Source organism: Pseudomonas sp. CBC3, from assembly GCF_037967085.1.
GTDB lineage: Bacteria > Pseudomonadota > Gammaproteobacteria > Pseudomonadales > Pseudomonadaceae > Stutzerimonas.
Genome location: NZ_JBANEO010000002.1, coordinates 484,439 through 505,333, shown reverse-complemented (window position 1 = coordinate 505,333; position 20,895 = coordinate 484,439). Strand labels below are relative to the sequence as shown.

Sequence of the window (20,895 nt, the reverse complement as noted above, 5' to 3'; positions counted from 1 at the left end):
TTGACGGAGGGCGGCGGCATGCCTCAGGTTGATCCGGAGTTATTCGACCGCAGCCAGTTCCAAGCAGAACTGGCACTCAAGGCCAGCCCCATCGCCGCCTTCAAAAAGGCCATTCGCAATGCGCGAGAAGTGCTTGATGCACGCTTCCTGGCTGGCCGTGATATCCGCCGTCTGATCGAAGACCGTGCATGGTTCGTGGACCAGATCCTCAGGGCCGCCTGGGGCCGCTTCGACTGGAGCAGCGATGCCGAAATCGCACTGGTTGCCGTTGGGGGCTATGGCCGCGGCGAGCTACACCCCTATTCCGATATCGATTTGCTGATCCTGCTCGAAGATAACAGTCACGAGAAATTTCGTGATTCCATCGAAGGCCTTCTGACCCTGCTCTGGGATATCGGGCTCGAGGTCGGCCAGAGCGTGCGCTCGGTCCGGGAGTGCGCCGAAGAGGCACGTGCGGACCTGACGGTTATAACCAATCTCATGGAAAGCCGCACCATCGCCGGCCCCGAGCACCTACGGCAAAACATGCTGAAGGTCACCAGCCCGTCGGAAATGTGGCCGAGCAAGGAATTCTTTCTCGCCAAGCGTAACGAGCAGGCGGCACGCCACTCCAAATACAACAACACCGAGTACAACCTGGAGCCGAACGTCAAAGGCTCACCTGGCGGGTTGCGCGATATTCAGACGATCCTGTGGATCGCACGCCGGCAGTTCGGCAGCCTGAACCTGAATGCGATCGTGGACCAGGGGTTCTTGACCGAAGGTGAATTCGCATTGCTGGTTTCCGGCCAGGAGTTCATCTGGCGTGTCCGTTACGGGCTGCACATGCTGGCTGGCCGCGCGGAGGATCGCCTGCTATTCGACCATCAGCGCAGCCTCGCCGCCCTCCTCGGCTATAAGGATAGCGACGCCAAGCTGGCGATCGAACGCTTCATGCAAAAGTACTACCGCGTGGTCATGAGCATTTCCGAGCTCAGCGATCTGGTGGGGCAGCACTTTGCGGAAGTTATTCTTTGGGAAGGCGACAGCGGTGATGCCGTACCGCTCAATAGCCGCTTTCTGGTACGCGACGGTTATCTCGAAGTAACTGACGACTCGGTGTTTCAACGCAGGCCCTTCGCGATTCTCGAAATCTTCGTACTACTGGCGCAGCACCCTGAAATTCAAGGTGTTCGGGCCGAAACCATTCGTCTGTTGCGTGACCATCGTCACCTCATCGATGACGAGTTCCGCAGCGACATTCGCAACACCAGCCTGTTCGTCGAGCTGTTCAAGTGCAAGGAAGGCATCCACCGCAACCTGCGTCGAATGAACCGCTACGGCATCCTGGGGCGTTATCTGCCCGAGTTCGGCCATATCGTCGGGCAGATGCAACATGACCTGTTCCATATCTATACGGTCGATGCCCACACGCTCAACGTGATCAAATACCTGCGCAAGCTCAGCAAGCCCGGCGTGGCGGAGAAGTACCCGCTGGCCAGCAAGCTGGTCGAGCGTCTGCCCAAGCCTGAACTCATCTACATCGCAGGGCTTTATCACGATATTGCTAAAGGCCGCGGCGGCGACCATTCGGAACTTGGCGCAGTGGACGCCCAGGCATTCTGTGAGCGCCACAAGCTTCCCGCCTGGGATACACGCTTGGTGGTCTGGCTGGTAGAAAACCATCTGGTCATGTCCACCACCGCTCAGCGCAAGGACCTATCAGACCCGCAGGTCATCAATGATTTCGCCCAGCTGGTCGGCGATGAGACCCACCTCGATTACCTGTACGTGTTGACGGTGGCGGACATCAACGCAACCAACCCGACCCTCTGGAATTCCTGGCGCGCCAGTCTGCTGCGCCAGCTATATACCGAAACCAAACGAGCCCTCAAACGTGGCCTGGAAAACCCACTAGGTCGCGAAGAGCAGATTCGCCAGACCCAGCGCGCCGCACTCGACAACCTGGTGCGCAACGGCACCGATCCCGACGACGCAGAACAGCTGTGGTCGCAGCTGGGCGACGATTACTTCATGCGCCACAGCTCCACGGATGTCGCCTGGCATACCGAAGCCATCATCGAGCACCCAAGCGACGGCGGTCCGCTGGTTTTAATCAAGGAAACCACTCAGCGCGAGTTCGAAGGCGGCACGCAGATTTTCATTTACGCACCGGATCAACACGACTTCTTCGCGGTGACCGTAGCGGCTATGGATCAATTGAATCTGAACATTCACGACGCCCGCATCATCACTTCAAGCAGCCAGTTCACCCTGGACACCTACATCGTGCTGGATGCCGATGGCACACCTATCGGCAACGATCCGAAGCGCACCGAAGAAATCCGCCAAGGCCTGATCGATGCGCTGCGCAATCCGGACGATTACCTGACGATCATCAAGAAGCGCGTACCTCGTCAGCTGAAGCATTTTGCATTTCCGCCGCAGGTCACCATCCATAACGATATGCAACGCCCGCAGACTATTATCGAAGTGATTGCGCCCGACCGCCCCGGCCTGCTGGCACGTATCGGCCAGCTGTTCCAGGACTTCGATCTGTCCGTGCAAAACGCCAAGATCGCCACGCTCGGCGAGCGCGTCGAGGACGTGTTCTTCGTCACCAACGCAGACAATCAGCCACTATCGGATCTGAAACTTTGCGTTCAGCTACAACAGGCGATGATCAAGCAGCTGTCCCAGGAAAATGAGCACCAGCCCTCCCCAAGCAGCATCGTCATCTGACGTGCCGCTTGAGTAAATGAAAGCTCAAGCACGCGACAAAGAGCGAGGCCCTACGCAGAGGCCGGACTCAATGCATAACGCCTTCAGTCCCAAGGCTTGCCACGGGTTCGCTCGGTGCAGCTCAGCTTCTGCTGCATGGCAGCCTTCGCCAGTATGTGCGCGCTGACCGGAGCGGTGATGAAGAGAAACATGGTGATCAGCAATTCATGCAGGCTCAGGCCGTCGTTCCTGCTGCTGAAGAAAATCATCGAGGCGATGACGATGCCGCCAACGCCGAGCGTCGTAGCCTTGGTCGGCCCATGCAGGCGCGTATAGAAATCGGGTAGACGATACAGGCCTATCGCACCGATCAATGCAAAGATACTTCCGATGATCAGGCAGGCGCTGACCAGCAACTCAATCCAGAACGGCATGCGCTTTCCCTCAATCGATGATGTCGCCATGCAGCAAATGCTTGCCCACCGCGACGGTACTGACGAATCCCATCACCGCAATCAGCAGTGCGGCTTCGAAGAACAGATCGGAAGCCAGCCAGATACCGAACAGCACGATCAGCGCCAGGCCGTTAATGTACAGCGTATCCAGCGCCAGTACCCGATCAGGCATGTCCGGCCCCTTGATCAGACGAATGACATTGAGCAAAGCCGCCACACCCAACAGGCCCATACAAAGCGGAATTACATAGGCTAGCATTCAAAAATCTCCAGCAGCGGCGCCTCGTAGCTGCTCTTCACATCAGCGACCAGCGTCTCGATATCGGGTACGTCCAGCGCATGCAGAATCAATACTTTGTGGTCCTCACTAAGGCCGGCTGACACCGTGCCAGGCGTCAGCGAGATAATGCTCGTCAACATTGCCAGCACGAAGTCGTTCTCGATCACCATCGGCACCTCGATGAATGCGGGCCGCAAGTTCTCTCTTGGCCCAAGTACCAGCTTGGCCACATGCATATTGGCGATGACGATGTCATAGAACACTTTCAGCATGAACAGGCACAGCTTGACGGGCTTGCGTACAGGCGGCACCTCAATCAGAAAACCAGAGATCAGCAGCGGAATCGCCCAGCCAAGGAAGAGGCCCAGCAGGATATGGCCCACTCCTAAGGTGTTGTTAAGCAAAAGCCATAGCGCGGTCAGCAACAATGTAAGAGCAGGATTCGGCAACAGGCGGGACTTCTTCATGCACCAGCTCCCTGAATAATCTCCAGATAAGGCCCAAGGTCGAACAGCTGGGCGGCTGTGGCCTGGACGTAGGCCTGGATCGGTTGCGCGGCAATAACCAGCAGCACACTACCCAGCAACAGCCCGAAGGTTGCGAGCATGCGCAGCGAATCGGCTGGCACGGCCACGACTGCCGCCTCGCCCGATCTCCAGAAAACCAGACTTCCAGCGCGGCTCAGCGCTATCACCATACCCAACCCACCAATCAGCACCACCGACCAGAGCAGCGAGGCACCGCTACCGGGAGAGACCGCCTGCAGCAGCATCACCTTGCCCAAAAAACCGGAAAACGGTGGCAATCCCGCGACTGAAATCGCGCCGGCAAAAAACAGCGCACCCAGCATAAGAGGCTGCCTCAATGCTGGCGCCGAAACCAGATCCGACGCCATCTCGCCCCGCTGACGAGCAATCACATCCGCCAGTAAGAACAGACCACCTGTCACCAATGTGCTGTGCAGCAGGTAATAAAGCGCAGCGCTCAGCCCTTGTTCAGTGCCCAGTGCAACACCTGCCAGTAGGGTGCCCACCGAAACCACCACCAGATAAGACAGGAGTATCTGCAGGTTACGGGCTGCCAGCGCGCCCAGCACGCCGGCTGCGAGCGTGAGCATTGACAATGGCCATAGCCAGTCGAGCACCATGTTATTCAGGATGCCCGCTTCGCTGCCGTAAATGAGCGTGAATACTCGGACAATTGCATAGAGACCGAGCTTGGTCATGATCGCAAACAGGGCCGCAACCGGTGCCGTCGCTGATGCATAAGCACGCGGAAGCCAAAAGTACAGTGGCAGGATTGCACCCTTGAGGCCGAACACCACCAGTAGCAGATAACCCGCCGCCGCGAGAAGCGGTGCATCGGCAGATTCAGCCGCACCGACTCGGATGGCCAGATCGGCCATGTTCAGCGTCCCGGTGAGCCCATAAAGCATGCTGACGCCAACCAGGAACAGTGCTGAGCCCAGCAGATTCAGCACGACATAGTGAATACCGGCCTGTACGCGCTTGGCACCATTGCCGTGCAACAACAGCGCATAGGATGAAATCAGCAGAATTTCAAAGAACACGAAAAGGTTGAACAGATCACCGGTCAGAAACGCACCGTTGATCCCGGCCAGTTGGAACTGAAACAACGCATGGAAATTCGGCCCGCGCTCATCATCACCGCGCGACGCGTAAAGCACTACAAAACCGGCAAGCACCGCCGTCACCAGCAACATCAGTGCGCTCAGGCGGTCGAGCAGCAATATGATGCCGAACGGCGGCAGCCAATCTCCCAGCTGGTAAACGAACAGAGTGCCAGTGTTTGCCTGTAGCAGAAGCCATAGGGCCAGCGGCACCAGCAGCCAAGTCGCCAGCAAAGACACCAGACGTTTGAAGGGCAACGCCTGCCTGTGGGTCAGCAGCAACAAACTACCGACGAACAGCGGAAGCAAGATCGGGAGGATCAACGCATGATTCATTCGCGCGGCTCCCTGCCATCCACATGGTCGGTGCGCAACTCACCCAGGCCGCGCAGTGACAGCACCACAATGAACGCAGTCATGGCGAAGCCGATGACAATGGCGGTTAGCACCAGAGCCTGCGGAAGCGGATCACCGTACTCGGCGCTTCTGCCTATTACGGCCGGCACGCCCGTGGCAAGCCTACCCATGGAGAAAATGAACAAGTTCACCGCGTAAGAAATTAGCGTCAGCCCCATCACCACAGGAAATATTCGCGCGCGAAGCAGCAGGTACACACCACTTGCCATCATGACTCCCAGCGTTATCGCCAGTACAGCTTCCATCAGAGCACCTCCTTGCACGATTGATCCTGACTGACGTGGCCGATGTTGGACAAAATCAACAAAGTCGCGCCTACCACCGTCAGATACACGCCCAGGTCGAACAGCATGGCCGTAGCCAGCTCGAACTCACCAATCAGCGGAAGATGGAAATGACCGAAAGCCGAGGTCAGGAACGGCCGTCCGAACAACCAACTACCCAGCCCGGTCAGCCCGGCGATCAGGACACCCAGTCCCGCGATGCCGTGGTAGCTGAACGGCTGCCGCTGTTGTGCCCAGATAACACCGTGTGAAATGTATTGCAGGATTAGTGCGACTGCGGTGATCAGGCCGGCAATGAAGCCTCCCCCCGGCAGGTTGTGGCCACGCAGGAAGATGAAAACAGAAATCAGCAAGGCCATCGGGAGCAGCGTACGTGACAGCGTATCCAGAACCATCGGATGACTATCGGTACTCCATAAACGTCCACGGTAATCCCGAAGCGGATGAGGCAGATGCAGCCCATAGAGCAACCCATAGATGCCCACCGCAGCGATGGCCAGCACCGCTATCTCCCCAAAGGTGTCGAAGCCGCGGAAGTCGACCAGTATGACATTGACCACGTTGGTTCCACCGCCGCCGGAAACGCTATTCTCTAGGAAGAACGATGCGATGCTGTCGTAAGGACGCGTCAACACTGCATAAGCGAGCAAGGCGATCATGGTGCCGAAGCTGCCGGCCAGAACCAGATCACGGAAGCTGCGCAGGCTGCTCGACTCTGTGGGCGTGCGGTCAGGCATGAAGAACAGCGCCAAGATCAACAAGATAATGGTCACCACTTCGACCGAAAGCTGTGTCAGCGCCAGGTCGGGTGCCGAGTAGCGGGCGAACGCCAGCGCTACCATCAGGCCGACGACGCTCAGTACCATCAACGCCACCAGACGCCGGCGGTGGAAAAATACCGTCAGCAGCGACGCCAGGCAAAGGACCAGCATCCCAAAAACAGTGATAGCGTCCGGCGGAGTGAGCGCAACCGGACCGCTCAACGCTTTCAATGGCGTCAGGGCATACACCACCAGCAACAGGGAACTAAATAGAACCAGCATCAGATAGCGTTGCAATGAGCCAGTTTCCAAGCGCTCGGTTAACCAGCGCGCGCTCCCGGCAAGATCGCTGATCACTCGCGTGAAGACCTGCAGCGAATCCACTCGGGGAAGCCCCTCGTACCAGCGGAACGCCCACTTGCGTAGCGAATAAATGAGCAATCCACCCGCCAGCGCGACAAAGCTCATCAGCAACGGCAGGTTGAAACCGTGCCAGATCGACAGACTGTATTCAGGAACCGGGCCATTCAGGCTTCCGGCAACCGCAGCCGCCAGCAGCGGCGCTACGGTGTAGGCCGGCAACATTCCAACCAACAGGCAGAGCAGTACCAGAATCTCCACCGGAATCTTCATGTAGCGAGCCGGTTCGTGTGGAGGATATTTAGGCAGGTCGATCGGCTCGCCGTTGAAGAAGACGTCATGTACGAAGCGCAGCGAATAAGCCACCGAAAAAGCACTTGCTAGGGTCGCCAGTGCCGGGATCGTCCAATAGAAGCTGCCCAGCAGGTGCTGGTCGAGGGTTTCGGCGAAAAACATTTCCTTGCTGAGGAATCCATTGAGCAAGGGCACCCCGGCCATGGCCAGCGAGGCGATCATCGCCAGCGCCGCCGTGTGCGGCATGTATTTCAGCATGCCGTTGATGCGCCGCATGTCGCGGGTCCCGGTTTCATGGTCGATGATGCCGGCAGCCATGAACAGCGACGCCTTGAAGGTGGCGTGGTTGATGATGTGGAAGATCGCCGCCACTGCACCCAGCCGCGAATCCAGACCGAACAGCAAAGTGATCAACCCCAGGTGGCTGATGGTCGAGTAGGCAAGCAGGCCCTTGAGGTCGTGCTGGAACAGCGCCATGACCGCGCCGATCAACAGTGTTGCCAGCCCGGTCAAGCTGACCAGATAGAACCACCACTCCGAATCCGAAAGTGCCGGATACAGCCGCGCCAGCAGAAACACCCCGGCCTTGACCATAGTTGCCGAATGCAGAAAGGCCGAAACTGGCGTCGGTGCCGCCATCGCCTGCGGCAGCCAGAAGTGAAACGGAAACTGTGCGGATTTGGTGAAAACCCCAAGCAGCACCAGGATCAGCGTCAGCGGATATAGCGAATGCGCCCGAATCAGGTCGCCCGAAGCCAACACAGTGGTCAGCTCATAGCTACCGACGATATGTCCGATCAGCAGGATGCCCGCCAGCAGCGCCAACCCGCCCCCGCCAGTCACCGCCAACGCCATGCGCGCGCCCTGACGGGCTTCGGTCCGATGATTCCAGAAGCCGATCAGGAGAAACGACGAGAGGCTGGTCAGCTCCCAGAACATCAGCATCAGCAACAGGTTTTCAGCCAGCACCACGCCGAGCATCGCACCCATGAAAAGCAGGAAAAATCCATAAAAGCGCCCCATCGGCTCATGCTTGGATAGGTAATAACGCGCATAAAGGATGACCAGCAGACCAATGCCTAGAATCAGCAACGCAAACAAAAAGCCGAGTCCGTCGAGCCTCAGGCTCAGGTTCAACCCGAGTTCTGGCAGCCAGGGCATCATCTGTACGTCTATTTCGCCACCAAAGACAGCGGCACGTTTGGATAACAGAAGAACCAGAGCCGCCAACGGAGCCAACCCAGCACCAAACGCACAGGCGGATCTACCAAAACGTTCGAGCAGTAGCGGTAGACAAATCCCTAAAAATGGCAGAGCGATTATCAGCGCAAGCGCCATGAGCAAAAACCCCTTAAGCCGCGCATGCGCGCGGCAGTTATGTTCCCTGTCACGGATCTAAGCCCGAAGAGACATGGCGGTGTGGGCCGATTATCCATACCGGTCGAAGCAACGTCATGGACTCAAGTATTTCGAAAAACAAAAGGCGCAGCCCAACACCGAGCCAGACGCTGCTCAGCTTGGGCGCTAAAAGCCCACGCAACGCGCATAGCTTCAGGCCGGCATGCTTATAGCAAAATCACGATGCGCGGCGACAGCGATCGTTCAGCCACAGCAGATTGCCTACTTCAAGGTGCAATGCGACTCGTGCCATTGACCGTCATGATGCGTACGCGCTGACCGACACGAAAGACTTGGTTGGGCTCAACTTCCTGTACATAGGCGCGCATGTTCCCATCGTCCTCCCGTACCGTGATTTCAACCCCCTGTGCACGGGTGATGCCCTCCTCCGCCGCGGCGCCGAGCATGCCGCCTGCCACCGCGCCGATTACCGCTGCAACCGCACTGCCACGGCCACCGCCGACGCCACTGCCGGCAATACCGCCCACCACGGCACCCGCACCGCTACCGATAGGCGTTTTGGTGCCCTCGAGCTTGACTGGACGTAGTGATTCGATAGTTCCGTAACGGACGGTCTGAACCGTTCGTGCTTCGTCGCGGGAATAGGAATCCCCGGTGAGGTTCGATGTACAACCGCCGATGGTCAGCGCTATGGCGGTAAACGAAGCAACAAAGATGGAGTTGCGCATGAAGTACTCTCCTCGAAACGGGTTGGCATTCCCGACCGCATCGCCTGAGTGCCTGCGACGAACAGACACTTGGCAGCGGTCTCGACCTTACTCAGCATTCCTGAACTAAGACCTTACTTTACCCGAGGCGATCCCGCCCCGCATGTAAGCTGCTGTTCAAGCTGTTTCACGAGACGATCCAATGGATTATTTCATCATCACCGTTGTCACGCTCGCCGGACTGGTTTTTCATGCCTGGCTGTTTGTGCGCTTCAGGCGCTGGGCGGACCGGGATCTGGCGTTATCCCTGGCGGGAAACGATCCAAAAAAGCGAGAGTGGGCATTGCAGCGCCTCGCAGCAGCGAAGGGTGCTCGTGTGAAAAGGAAGGATTTGCAGATTTGGCTGGAGCGAGAAATGGGGCGCTACGATGCCGAATGACTCATGGTGGAGCCGGTTATACCGGCCTCCGCCATAGTCGCAGTCATGCTCCGAATGTAACAGCGGTCAGGGCGCCAGACGCTCGCGCTGCCAGTTATTGGAGACGCACCGATAGTTGAGACGATCATGCAGACGGCTGGGCCGCCCCTGCCAGAATTCCATCCGCTCCGGCAGCAAACGGTAACCTCCCCAATGGGGAGGACAATGAGGCGCCTGATCGAGAAAACGTTGCTCGGTCTCGGCGAGCAGCCGCTCGAGCTCGGCCCGATCACGAATCGCTCGACTTTGCGGTGAAGCCCAGGCCCCCAAGCGGCTCCCCAGCGGCCGCACCTGGTAATAGGCGTCCGACTCGGCAGCACTGACTTTCTCGACCCGCCCCTCGATTCGCACCTGACGTTCCAGGCTAGGCCAGAAGAAGGTCATTGCAGCAAACGGACGAGCCGCCAGCTGCTCGGCCTTGGCACTGTCATAGTTGGTGAAGAACGTGAAACCCCGACCATCCAGCGCCTTGAGCAAGAGCACACGGCAATGCGGGCGACCTTCGGCATCGACCGTAGCCAGCGTCATGGCGTTCGGCTCGACTGGCAACTGCTCCGTCTGCACCGCGTCAGCGAACCACTGGCGAAAGAGTGCAAAAGGTTCGTCCGGCGCATTCGCTTCGCTGAGCCCTTCGCGCGTGTAGTCGCGCCGCATGTCGGCCAAGGTCTGGGTCATCTCGGAATCCTGGAAACAGTCGAAGCTAAAAGTTTATCGATTTGCTATTGGGTCCCGCTTGATTCAACACAACAAGGCCAAACAAGAACTCGCTTTAGCGGCTTGGTTATTTGGCCTTGGTCACTTCTGCAACCGCAACCTGGGTCTCTTTGGTGGGCGCCTCGCTGTACTGGGCGACCAGCGACAGCAACGTCGGCTGAGGTGCCAGCACCATTTCGACTCGACGATTCAGAGCACGGCCTTCCTCGTTTTCATTGGACGCGCGCGGCATATCCGAGCCCAGCCCTCGAATGCGCAGACGGTCGTGCTTCAAGCCGCTGAGACGAAAGATCGCCGCAACGGCACCGGCACGCTGGCGGCTGATGTCGCGATTGATTTCTAGCGATCCGGTGCTATCAGCATGACCAAGCACGATGACGGCGGTTTTCTCGTCACCTTCGACCAGTTTCGCCACGCGGCTAAGGGGGCCAAGTGTCACAGGCAGCAACATGCCAGGGCGGTCGGGGTTGAACGATGCATCGACCGGCGCAGTGACCACCAGCACACCCTCACGCCGCTCGAGTTCGAAGCGACTGTCTTTCAATGCATCGCGTAGCCGCGGCTCGTAGCCATCCAGCCAGGCATGATCGATAACAGTCTCCGGCACAACGACCGTCTCTTTTGGTTTCTCGCTGTTGGAGCTACAGCCACCAATGACCATGCAGAGAATGAGGAAGGTGCTTTTCGGCAAGTTCATGAGCCAGGTTCCGTGAGGTGAGTTGGCGAATACAGGTTGCGTTGGATCTACACGTAGCTTAAGCAAGGATTTGTCTTAAATTGTGGACGCAGGTCATTGTTATGAAAAGCTCTGGCATGGCGAACAGACGAGCGGTTCAAGCCAAACAAGCGTTCACGGCACGAGCCAAGGTCTGCGCACGTGGGTCCATCAAGACATAGGGACCTAGCGTATTGGTGACATAGCCGAACGCCAAGTCGCGTTGCGGGTCGGCGAAACCGACGCAGCCACCCGCACCCGGATGGCCAAAGGCGCCGGCCCCCGTGCCGAACGTTGCGTTCTCCACATCCGGCTGATCCAGCCAGCAACCCAGGCCGAAACGGGTGCGACTCAGCAGCGTACGGTCTTCACCGATGCAATGCTCGCGGGTCATCTCGGTCAACAACTCATAATCGAGCAGCTCACCTCGCAGCAATCCGTCATAAAAGCCGGCCAGTGCCCGAGCATTGCCGTGTCCGTTAGCGGCGGGCTGAACCATTCGGCGCCACTCCGGCTTGTTGGCACTGTTCATGATCGATGGCGGGTTGGTGAACGCGCGGGCGGTCAGCGACTGCGGATCGCCCGTCAACGCCTTGAGCATGCGCTGAGCAGCCGCATCGCCGAAATTGTTCTTCTGCCTGGTCAAGTAACCGACCCGGTCGAATTCGGCGTCGGCCAGTCCCAGATGAAAATCCAGCTCCAAAGGTCGGGCAGTACGCGCGACGATCGCTTCGCCCGGCTCACGGCCGTCGGCGCGGCGGATCACCTCGCCGAGCAGCCAGCCGTAGGTAATCGCGGCATATCCATGACCATCACCTGGCGTCCACCACGGTGCCTCCGCCGCCAAAGCCTTGATCATCGCCTCCCAGTCGTACAACGCCTCTGGGGGCAGCGACTGTCGGATAGCAGGCAGCCCGGCCTGATGGCTGAGCAGCTGCCGCAAGGTGATTGCCTGCTTGCCGTTGGCGGCGAACTCCGGCCAAACACGTGCGATAGGTTCGTCCAGCTGCAGCTTGCCTTCGCCTACCAGTTGCAGGGCGGCGACCGCAGTAAAGGTCTTGGTGCAGGAAAACAGATTGACCAGGGTGTCGCTTTGCCAGACTTGCTCACCGGCATTGTCGGCTACGCCGGCCCAGAGATCCACGACGGTTTCGCCGCCAACCTTCACACAAACCGCCGCTCCGCGCTGCTGGGTCTGCTCGAACAGATCGCTGAACGCGTCTTTGACGGCCTCGAAACGAAGATCGAAATATCCTTGAACCTGCACGTTCGCGCCCCTTGGTTATTAACTATCCGGCGCATTGTTCCAGCCGCGCCGACGCAAGAAAACAGACTCGACGTCGATTACCGAACCATCAGCCGTTTGAATAAGCCCCCATGCGGCGTACCGGATCGCCGCGAAAGGAGTTAGCTGATTTCTCTTCGAAACGGGGGCAATGCATTGAGGATGGCCTTGCCGTAGCGTTGAGTGACGACCCGACGGTCAAGCAAAGTAATCGTGCCGCGGTCCTCTTCGGTTCGCAGCAATCGGCCACAGGCCTGGACCAGTCGCAATGACGCATCGGGCACGGCAATTTCCATGAAGGGATTGCCGCCCCGCGCCTCGATCCATTCGGCAAGTGCAGCTTCTACCGGATCATCGGGAACGGCAAACGGGATCTTGGCGATCACCACGTGCTCGCAATAGGCGCCCGGCAGATCGACGCCTTCGGCAAAGCTCGCCAGCCCGAACAGCACACTTTTCTCCCCGTCATCTACGCGCGCTTTGTGCTTGTTCAGCGTTTCCTGCTTGGACAAATTCCCTTGGATCAGTACCCGACGGCGCCAGTCACGGTCCAGCCCATCGAATACGTCCTGCATCTGCTTGCGTGACGAGAACAGCACCAGCGTTCCGCGCGAGGCTTCTACCTGCGCCGGCAGGTCACGCACGATCGCGGCCGTATGCGCGGTCGCATCACGAGGGTCGGCGTTGAGGTTGGGAACGCGCAGCACGCCGGCATCGGCATGATGAAACGGGCTCGGCACCACCGCAGTCACTGCGCAACGCGGCAGACCGGCACGCATGCGGTATCGATCGAAACTGTTCAGTGCAGTGAGGGTTGCCGAGGTCACCAGCGCGCCGTAGCAGACATTCCACAGATTACGCCGCAGCGTCTCGGCGGCCAGGATCGGGCTGGCGTTGACCTCGATATCGAATAGCGCGCCGCCTTCGGCCAGCGTCAGCCAACGTGCCATTGGCGGGCTATCTTCCGGGTCGTCGACAGTAAATGCCGTCCATAGCTCCCAGTTGCCTTGAGCGCGGGTCAACAGGCTGCCGAATAACGGGTACCATTCTTCGGCCTGATGACTGGCGATGCCGACACCCGCCTCGCCATCCATCGCTTCCTTCAGCAGCTCGGTCAACCGCGTGAACAGATCGTTAAGCTTGGCGAAGCCCTTTTTCAGCTCGATGCCCAGTTCGATCAGGTGTTCTGGCACCACGCCCCCGACGAAACGGTGTCTCGGCCGTTCGCGCCCTTCCATGTCTTCGCCCGCCTTGAAATCCGCCAATTGCTCGCAGGCGCTGAACATGAATTGCTGCTGACTGCGCAGGTCCCGGGCGATCTCCGGCACCGCCTCGATCAACCGACCCAGATCACCCGGTAGCGGATGCTGGGCGAGCAATTTGGTCAGGTTCTTTTCGATCTGCGCGAGCCAGTCGGCGGTGGAGCGCAGACGGGTAAAGTGTGCGAAATGGCCGATGGCCTTGTCTGGCAGATGATGACCTTCATCGAAGACATAAAGCGTGTCACGCGGGTCCGGCAGCACCGCACCGCCACCCAACGCCAAGTCGGCAAGCACCATGTCGTGGTTTGTAACGATGACGTCGACCTTGGTCATGCCTTCCCGCGCCTTGTAAAACGCGCACTGCTGGAAATTGGGGCAGTGACGACCGGTGCACTGGCTGTGGTCTGTGGTCAAGCGCGCCCAGTCCGGATCGGCCAGCTCTTCCGGCCAGCTGTCGCGATCACCGTCCCAGCGATTGCCGGCCAGCTTCTCGATCATGCTGCCGAATAGCTTCTCGCTGCGCTCATCCACGTCGATGCGAAAGCCTTCTTCCTCGAAGAGCTGAGCGGTAGCGCTCTGCGCCTGGCCTTCCTGAAGCAGGACGTCGAGCTTGGATAAACACAGGTAACGGCCCCGCCCCTTTGCGAGCGCGAAGGAGAAATTCAAACCACTGTTGCGCAGCAGGTCCGGTAGATCCTTGTTTACGATTTGCTCCTGCAACGCGACGGTAGCGGTCGCGATCACCAAACGCTTGCCCGCTGCCTTCGCCGTCGGAATGGTCGCCAGACTGTAGGCAACCGTCTTGCCGGTACCCGTTCCAGCCTCGACCGCGACGACCGCAGGCTCACCGTCCCGGCGACCCTCGTCATCAACCTTGATCGCGCCCAGAACCTTCGCCACTTCGGCGATCATCAGGCGCTGGCCGTAGCGGGGCTTGAGGCCTTTGGCTTCGAGGAATCGCGAGTAGGCGCCCTGGATCTGGGACTTGAGTTCGGTGCTGAGCATGGGCGCGTGAGCTGTATATATTTTCAGTATTTCGGAGAGGTGGCTATGATAGCGCGCGTTTCTTCAATCGCCACCGGAGATTTACCGTGACCGCCTTCGCCCTACCCTATTCGCTCCACGTTCTGGCCGCCATGATCTGGGTTGGCGGTATGTTTTTCGCCTGGATGATAGTGCGCCCTGCCGCTGTCTCCGAACTGCAGGCTCCCGAGCGGTTGAAGTTATGGGCAGAACTATTTCGCCGCTTCTTCAAATGGGTCTGGATTACGGTACTGGTATTGCCGATCAGCGGTATCGGCATGTGGCACATGCGCTTCGACGGGCTGGCGGCGGCGCCCCGCTATGTACACATCATGGCTGGCATTTTTCTGGTGATGCTGGCGCTGTTTCTGCGTATCCAGTTGTTGCAGCTGCCTGAACTCAAGCGCGCTATCGCCGCTCAAAACTGGCCGGAGGGTGGCGCGGCGCTCGGAAGAATCCGCCGGCTGGTGGGTATCAATCTGCTGCTGGGACTGCTGGTCATCGCGCTGGCCAGCGCTCGTCCATTGTTCTGAACCAGACGAATCGACTCGACGGCATGAAAAAGCCGGGCGCAGTGCCCGGCTTTTTCATTTCAGCCGCGCCTCAAGGGCGTGCTTCTACTTCCGCTTCTACACGGCGGTTGATGGCCCGCCCTTCATCGGTCGAGTTGTCGGCGACCGGACGAGACTCTCCATAACCCACTGCGTCGACTCGACTACCATCCAGGCCATGCTGATTGACCAGCACGTCGCGCACGGCGTTAGCACGGCGCTCGGACAGACGCTGGTTGTACGCATCGGTACCAACCGAGTCGGTATGCCCCTCGACAACGGTCGAGGTCTGACCGTACTGCTTCATGAAGTCAGCCAGATCCTTGATGTCGGCCATGCTGTCCTGCTTGACTTGCGCACGGTCGAAGTCGAACTTGACGTCCAGCTCGACACGCACGGGCTCGGCCATGGGCTCTGGTTCAGGCTCGGCAACCGGCGTTGGCTCGACGGTCTCGACCACGGCGACTGTTTCCTGTTCGGTACCGTTGGCCCAGCAGTACGCCGCAGCCACACCGCCACCGATCAAGGCACCGTACCCAGCGTAAGTGCTGCTTTCTATCGCACCCAACGCAGCACCGGTGACACCGCCGACCGCCGCACAGCTAGGCCAATCCTGCTTTTGCACCCCTGCACAGCCGGCCAGGAAGGTGGTCATTACAATCACGGGTACTGCTGTCCGTAAGCTACTCATCGGTAAAACCTCCTAGTTTGGAATCGGCCAGAGCGCCATGCGGGATGGCAAAGCGGCTCCAGTTATAACGAGACTAGGACGGCGCACGCCGTCGCGCTAGTCTTTACACCTTGGCAAAACATACGAACCGCAATCTGCAGCGTGCAGTACGTAACTTCGAGGATCCCGGCTTGATCGCATCCGGCTCACTACAATCGCCGCAACAGGCACTGGCCGCACTGCTTGAGCAGTACGTGCCGATGCGGCTCCTGCAGGTTGGCCGTAGCGCCATGCCAGCAGTCGATGCGTTCAGCCGCAGCCATCTGAACAGCCACATCGACCACGCCCCGACCGCTCCGCTGCCCGTGGAACTGGCGAGCCAACGTTATGATCTGGCGATCGTCGCCGATTGCCTCGAACATTTGCCCAAGCACGAAGGTCTGCAACTGCTCGGTGGCATCCGCAATCTCAACGCCAACCGAATCGCGGTTCTGATCGACCTCAATGCATGCGACTGGCAGGCCACCGACTTCTTTGCCCTCGCCCTGCAGATCAGCGCGCACTTCGAACGTGACCGCCAGACCCTGACCCTCTTCACCTACGACCTGCTTGCTTACAAGCAGGTTCCGGATTGGCTGAATGCGAAGTTTTGGGCCAATCCCCAGATGTTCGGTAAATATTGGTGGTGAATCGATGATCAGCGACACACAACATGACGCCAATTGCCCTTGCGGCAGCGGCGACTCGCTCAGCGAGTGCTGCGGGCGATACCACGGCGGCCAGCCGGCGCCGAGTGCGGAACAGCTGATGCGTTCACGCTATAGCGCCTACGTCTTAGGGCTCGTCGATTATCTCAAGGCCACGACGCTGCCCGTGCAGCAGCAGTCGCTAGACGTGCAATCGATGAGAGACTGGAGCGCCACAAGCACCTGGCTCGGGCTGGAAGTGGAAGACAGCCAACTCATTGGTGGGCAACCGGAACACGCGTTGGTGACGTTCACCGCTCGCTGGCACGATCCGGCGGGACAGCATGCGCAGCATGAACGTTCGGCTTTCGTTCAGCACGACGGGAAATGGTATTTCATCGATCCGACCGTCCCACTGAAAGCCGGTCGCAACGATCCCTGCCCTTGCCGCAGCGGCCAGAAATTCAAAAAGTGCTGCGCTGCCTATATATGAAAAAGGCCGGCAAACGCATCGCGCCAGCCGGCCTTCTTTCACGATTTCACTGAGCTTACTTCTCGACGAAAGCACGCTCGATCAGATAATGCCCCGGGTCGCCCATGCGCGGCGAAGCCTTGAGGCCGAAACTGTTCAGCACCTCGCTGGTTTCAGTCAGCATGCTCGGACTTCCGCAGATCATGGCGCGATCATCTTCGGGATTTATTGGCGGCAGACCAATGTCAGTGAACAACTTGCCGCTGCGCATCAGGTCGGTCAGGCGTCCCTGATTTTCGAACGGCTCGCGCGTCACGGTCGGATAGTAGATCAGCTTTTCTTTCAGCGCTTCGCCGAAGAATTCGTTCTGCGGCAGGTGCTCGGTAATGAATTCCCGATAAGCGACTTCGTTCACGTAGCGCACGCCATGAATCAGCACGACCTTTTCGAAACGCTCATAGGTTTCCGGATCCTGAATCACGCTCATGAAAGGCGCCAAACCGGTACCCGTGCTCAGCAAATAAAGATGCTTGCCTGGCAGCAGGTCGTCCAGGACGAGCGTACCGGTAGGCTTACGGCTGATCATCAGCGAGTCGCCTTCCTTGAGGTGCTGCAGGCGCGACGTCAGGGGGCCATCCGGAACCTTGATGCTGAAGAACTCTAGATGCTCTTCATAATTCGGGCTGGCGATGCTGTAGGCACGCATCAATGGTCGGCCCTCGACTTCGAGACCGATCATCACGAACTGGCCATTTTCAAAGCGCAGCCCCGGATTACGGGTGGTTTTGAAACTGAACAGCGTGTCGTTCCAATGATGAACACTGAGGACTCGCTCGACGTTCAGGTTACTCATGTTACGGATTCCCCTTCTAGCTCGCGAAGAGCACGCTTTGATATTTACGAGAGTTTACCGGCATCGTTAATATCCGCTAAGTGAATATTAACGATATATGTTATCGGTTATATAGATATGCATTTTACGCTGCGTCAGCTTCAGGTATTTGTCTCCATCGCCCGCCAGGAAAGCGTTTCCCGCGCAGCGCAAAGCCTCGCGCTGTCCCAATCGGCTACTAGTACTTCGTTGGCCGAACTGGAGCGGCAATCGGGCTGCCAGTTGTTCGACCGCGCCGGCAAGCGCTTGTGGCTCAATTCACTAGGTCATCAACTGCTGCCGCAAGCGGTGAGCCTGCTGGATCAGGCCAAGGCCATCGAGGACCTGCTGGCCGGCAAGACCGGATTCGGCTCACTCAACGTCGGCGCAACCCTTACGATTGGCAACTATCTCGCCACCTTGCTGATTGGCAGTTTCATGCAGCGTCACCCCGAGTGCCGAGTGAAGCTGCATGTGCAAAATACGGCGCATATTGTCCATCAGGTCGCACAACATGAACTTGACCTGGGTCTGATCGAAGGCGATTGCCAGCACCCCGATATCGAGGTGTTGCCTTGGGTAGAAGATGAGCTTGTGGTCTTCTGCGCACCGCAACATGTCCTGGCGGGACGCACCGAAGTAAGCATGGAAGAGCTTTCGCGTGAGGCGTGGATCCTTCGTGAACAGGGTTCTGGCACTCGGCGGACATTCGACCACGCGATGCGCCATCATCCCGCCAAACTGAATATCCGACTCGAACTGGAACATACCGAAGCGATCAAGCGCGCCGTCGAATCAGGTTTGGGGATCGGCTGCATATCACGGTTGGCACTGCGCGATGCGTTTCGGCGCGGCAGTCTGGTTGCGGTGGAAACACGCGAGCTGGATCTGACTAGGCAGTTTTATTTCATCTGGCATTCGCTGAAATACCAGACTGCCGCGATGCGCGAGTTCATCGAACAATGCCGGGCACTGACTGCGGGAGTGCAGCGCAGTGACGAGATCGTCCTGCCATCGATCGCCTGATACGTAGATCGTCTCGGTATAGATCCGTTACGGCCTGCCTCTCTTCGGCGAACCGTGACGTAGCCAGCCCTGTATCAGCTGCCCGGAATCGAACCCATCTGTTGCAACAGCAACGCCGCCTGTGTCCGGGTACGAACGCCTAGCTTGCGGAAGATCGCTGTGACATGCGCTTTGATGGTCGCCTCGGACACGCTCAGCTCATAGGCGATTTGCTTGTTCAGCAGGCCGTCACAAACCATGGTCAATACCCGGAACTGCTGAGGCGTGAGGCTGGCGAGACCCTCACTGGCCGCCTTGGCCTCGGGGCTAACATGGGCGACGTCCTGAATATTGCTGGGCCACCAGACGTCGCCGTCCAGCACCATTCGCACCGCTTCCTGAATGGTTTCCAGCGAGCTGGATTTAGGAATGAAGCCACTGGCACCGAATTCGCGAGAACGGGCGACAACCGCCGCGTCTTCCTGAGCGGAAATCATCACTACCGGCAGCTGAGGATACTGCCCTCTGAGCAGCACCAGTCCTGAAAAGCCATAAGCGCCCGGCATATTCAGATCCAGCAGGACCAGATCCCAATCTACGGCCCGGGTCAGTTGAGCTTCCAGCTCGGCGATGCTCGCCGCTTCGGACAAATGCACGCCGTCGCCCAGACCAAGCGTCAAGGCTTGCTGGAGCGCACTGCGGAATAGGGGATGATCGTCAGCGATAAGGATTTCGTAAGCAGCCATGGCAGACCTATGATTTTTTTATTGGCGCTTTCACCGGCCTGAGCCGGATGCCGACTTCAGGTCGAAGAACCCGAGGCGTTCCTGATGGACCGCGGTGATGATATCGCGCCACCACTCGAAATTCGATCACCGTTCCGCATTTAAACAGGGACCCAGCCTAGTGGGCCGATGAATCTGTGGCCAACCGCATCGCTTTGATGCACAGTTCGCAGGTTTCCCCAAAACGAACTCAAACATGCGTAACCAAGCCCTTCGCGCTGATTTCCTGATGCTCATAACGGCCATGATCTGGGGCAGCGCTTTCGTCGCACAGCGGGTCGGAATGGATAACATCGGCCCCTTCCTTTTTACCGGCCTACGCTTCGCCCTGGGCGCCATCGTTCTCTTGCCGCTGCTGCTGCATCAGGGCCGTGGAGCGGCACGGCACGAGCCTTTCTTTCAGCGCAGCTTGCTGTTGGGCGGCCTTTGCATGGGGCTTGCGCTAACGCTGGGCATCAACCTGCAACAGGTCGGCCTGCTCTTCACCAGCGTGACCAATTCCGGCTTTATCACCGGCCTGTACGTCATCGTCGTACCGCTGCTGGGGCTGATCATCGGCCAGCGAACCGGGGCAGGCACTTGGTTAGGTGCGATTCTGGCAGTGATCGGCATGGCCCTGCTCAGTATTGGCGAAAACTTCCAGGTCGCCTCCGGCGACTGGATACAACTGGCCGGCGCTTTCGTCTGGGGCGTACATGTATTGCTGGTGAGTTTTTTCGTCGGGCGCCACGACGCTATCCGCCTGGCCTTTCTGCAATTTGTTACCTGCGCGGTGGTCAGCCTGGTGCTGGCGGCGGTCTTCGAGGAAGCCAGTCTGAACAGCATCTGGCTGGCGGCCCCCGCGTTGATCTATGGCGGTCTATTTGCAGTGGGTGTGGGCTACACCTTGCAAGTAGTGGCGCAGAAGCACGCTATTGCCTCGCATGCGGCCATCATTCTGTCGCTCGAAGCGGTATTCGCCGCGATCGCCGGTGCGGTGTTTCTCGATGAAAGCCTCAGTATGCGCGGCTATCTCGGTTGCGCGCTGATGTTCGTCGGCATGCTCGCCGCGCAGCTTTGGCCGCGTAAGCCCCTGTCTATGGCTATCGATAATGAAACTCCACAGACAGCCAGGCACTGATCGCAGCGACC

Annotated in this window: 20 protein-coding genes and 1 pseudogene; 7 read left to right on the top strand and 14 right to left on the bottom strand. The window is 58.7% G+C overall.

The features are described from left to right. Positions 1–18: 18 nt before the first annotated feature. Complete coding sequence (locus tag V6943_RS09485) at positions 19–2,721, top strand: [protein-PII] uridylyltransferase (RefSeq protein WP_181102688.1); 2,703 nt, start codon at positions 19–21, stop codon at positions 2,719–2,721. Positions 2,722–2,804: 83 nt separating this feature from the next. Here the strand turns inward: V6943_RS09485 and V6943_RS09480 are convergent, their stop codons facing one another. From V6943_RS09480 to V6943_RS09450, 7 genes are all read right to left on the bottom strand, one after another. Beyond that, positions 2,805–3,134 carry a Na+/H+ antiporter subunit G gene (locus V6943_RS09480; RefSeq protein WP_131648238.1) on the bottom strand — a complete coding sequence of 110 codons (330 nt, stop codon included), beginning with the start codon at positions 3,132–3,134 and terminating at the stop codon, positions 2,805–2,807. A gap of 10 nt (positions 3,135–3,144) precedes the next feature. Continuing rightward, the gene (locus tag V6943_RS09475) at positions 3,145–3,414 is read right to left on the bottom strand and encodes a K+/H+ antiporter subunit F (RefSeq protein ID WP_131648237.1); all 270 of its coding nucleotides are present in this window, start codon (positions 3,412–3,414) and stop codon (positions 3,145–3,147) included. After that, positions 3,408–3,902 (bottom strand): Na+/H+ antiporter subunit E, encoded by a 495-nt coding sequence (locus V6943_RS09470; RefSeq protein WP_197444528.1) that lies wholly within the window; start codon positions 3,900–3,902, stop codon positions 3,408–3,410. The genes V6943_RS09475 and V6943_RS09470 overlap by 7 nt, the downstream gene beginning before the upstream one ends. Further along, entirely contained in the window at positions 3,899–5,401 is a 1,503-nt protein-coding gene (locus tag V6943_RS09465) for a monovalent cation/H+ antiporter subunit D (protein WP_131648235.1), read from the bottom strand. Before V6943_RS09465 ends, V6943_RS09470 begins: the two co-directional genes overlap by 4 nt. Further along, the gene (locus tag V6943_RS09460) at positions 5,398–5,727 is read right to left on the bottom strand and encodes a Na+/H+ antiporter subunit C (protein WP_131648234.1); all 330 of its coding nucleotides are present in this window, start codon (positions 5,725–5,727) and stop codon (positions 5,398–5,400) included. The genes V6943_RS09465 and V6943_RS09460 overlap by 4 nt, the downstream gene beginning before the upstream one ends. Continuing rightward, positions 5,727–8,519, bottom strand: a complete 2,793-nt coding sequence (locus V6943_RS09455) for a monovalent cation/H+ antiporter subunit A (RefSeq protein ID WP_131648233.1) — start codon at positions 8,517–8,519, stop codon at positions 5,727–5,729. The genes V6943_RS09460 and V6943_RS09455 overlap by 1 nt, the downstream gene beginning before the upstream one ends. A gap of 287 nt (positions 8,520–8,806) precedes the next feature. Beyond that, complete coding sequence (locus V6943_RS09450; RefSeq protein ID WP_131648232.1) at positions 8,807–9,268, bottom strand: outer membrane lipoprotein; 462 nt, start codon at positions 9,266–9,268, stop codon at positions 8,807–8,809. 181 nt (positions 9,269–9,449) lie between these two features. On the opposite strand from V6943_RS09450, the gene V6943_RS09445 reads away from it, so the two are divergent. Continuing rightward, complete coding sequence (locus V6943_RS09445) at positions 9,450–9,686, top strand: hypothetical protein (protein ID WP_340553317.1); 237 nt, start codon at positions 9,450–9,452, stop codon at positions 9,684–9,686. A gap of 66 nt (positions 9,687–9,752) precedes the next feature. Here the strand turns inward: V6943_RS09445 and pdxH are convergent, their stop codons facing one another. The 4 genes from pdxH to dinG all read right to left on the bottom strand — a co-directional run bounded on the left by pdxH (position 9,753) and on the right by dinG (position 14,706). Beyond that, complete coding sequence (gene pdxH, locus V6943_RS09440) at positions 9,753–10,400, bottom strand: pyridoxamine 5'-phosphate oxidase (RefSeq protein ID WP_197444527.1); 648 nt, start codon at positions 10,398–10,400, stop codon at positions 9,753–9,755. Between the two features lie 106 nt (positions 10,401–10,506). Then, a complete protein-coding gene (locus V6943_RS09435; RefSeq protein WP_197444526.1) occupies positions 10,507–11,136 on the bottom strand; it encodes an OmpA family protein in 630 nt (209 codons plus the stop codon). Positions 11,137–11,272: 136 nt separating this feature from the next. Further along, the gene (locus tag V6943_RS09430; protein ID WP_197444525.1) at positions 11,273–12,421 is read right to left on the bottom strand and encodes a serine hydrolase domain-containing protein; all 1,149 of its coding nucleotides are present in this window, start codon (positions 12,419–12,421) and stop codon (positions 11,273–11,275) included. Positions 12,422–12,561: 140 nt separating this feature from the next. After that, positions 12,562–14,706 (bottom strand): ATP-dependent DNA helicase DinG, encoded by a 2,145-nt coding sequence (gene dinG, locus V6943_RS09425; RefSeq protein ID WP_181102700.1) that lies wholly within the window; start codon positions 14,704–14,706, stop codon positions 12,562–12,564. Positions 14,707–14,792: 86 nt separating this feature from the next. On the opposite strand from dinG, the gene V6943_RS09420 reads away from it, so the two are divergent. After that, positions 14,793–15,257, top strand: coding sequence for a CopD family protein (locus V6943_RS09420; protein WP_197444523.1), 465 nt, complete (start codon positions 14,793–14,795; stop codon positions 15,255–15,257). Positions 15,258–15,327: 70 nt separating this feature from the next. On the opposite strand, the pseudogene V6943_RS09415 reads toward V6943_RS09420, so the two are convergent. Continuing rightward, a pseudogene (locus V6943_RS09415) lies at positions 15,328–15,684 on the bottom strand (OmpA family protein); the annotation flags it as partial. A 452-nt stretch (positions 15,685–16,136) separates the two neighbouring features. Between V6943_RS09415 and V6943_RS09410 the strand changes: the two are divergent. Next, entirely contained in the window at positions 16,137–16,634 is a 498-nt protein-coding gene (locus tag V6943_RS09410) for a DUF6231 family protein (protein ID WP_197444522.1), read from the top strand. A 4-nt stretch (positions 16,635–16,638) separates the two neighbouring features. Then, positions 16,639–17,124 (top strand): YchJ family protein, encoded by a 486-nt coding sequence (locus V6943_RS09405; RefSeq protein WP_197444521.1) that lies wholly within the window; start codon positions 16,639–16,641, stop codon positions 17,122–17,124. 55 nt (positions 17,125–17,179) lie between these two features. Here the strand turns inward: V6943_RS09405 and fpr are convergent, their stop codons facing one another. Next, positions 17,180–17,956: a ferredoxin-NADP reductase gene (gene fpr / locus V6943_RS09400; RefSeq protein ID WP_131648222.1), complete on the bottom strand. Its 777-nt coding sequence runs from the start codon at positions 17,954–17,956 to the stop codon at positions 17,180–17,182. A gap of 117 nt (positions 17,957–18,073) precedes the next feature. Between fpr and V6943_RS09395 the strand changes: the two genes are divergently transcribed. Next, entirely contained in the window at positions 18,074–19,000 is a 927-nt protein-coding gene (locus tag V6943_RS09395; RefSeq protein ID WP_197444520.1) for a LysR family transcriptional regulator, read from the top strand. 74 nt (positions 19,001–19,074) lie between these two features. On the opposite strand, the gene erdR is transcribed toward V6943_RS09395, so the two are convergent. Further along, a complete protein-coding gene (gene erdR, locus V6943_RS09390) occupies positions 19,075–19,725 on the bottom strand; it encodes a response regulator transcription factor ErdR (protein ID WP_131648220.1) in 651 nt (216 codons plus the stop codon). Positions 19,726–19,960: 235 nt separating this feature from the next. Here erdR and V6943_RS09385 point away from each other — a divergent pair, with 235 nt between their 5' ends. Beyond that, entirely contained in the window at positions 19,961–20,884 is a 924-nt protein-coding gene (locus tag V6943_RS09385) for a DMT family transporter (RefSeq protein ID WP_340553316.1), read from the top strand. Positions 20,885–20,895 lie beyond the last annotated feature (11 nt).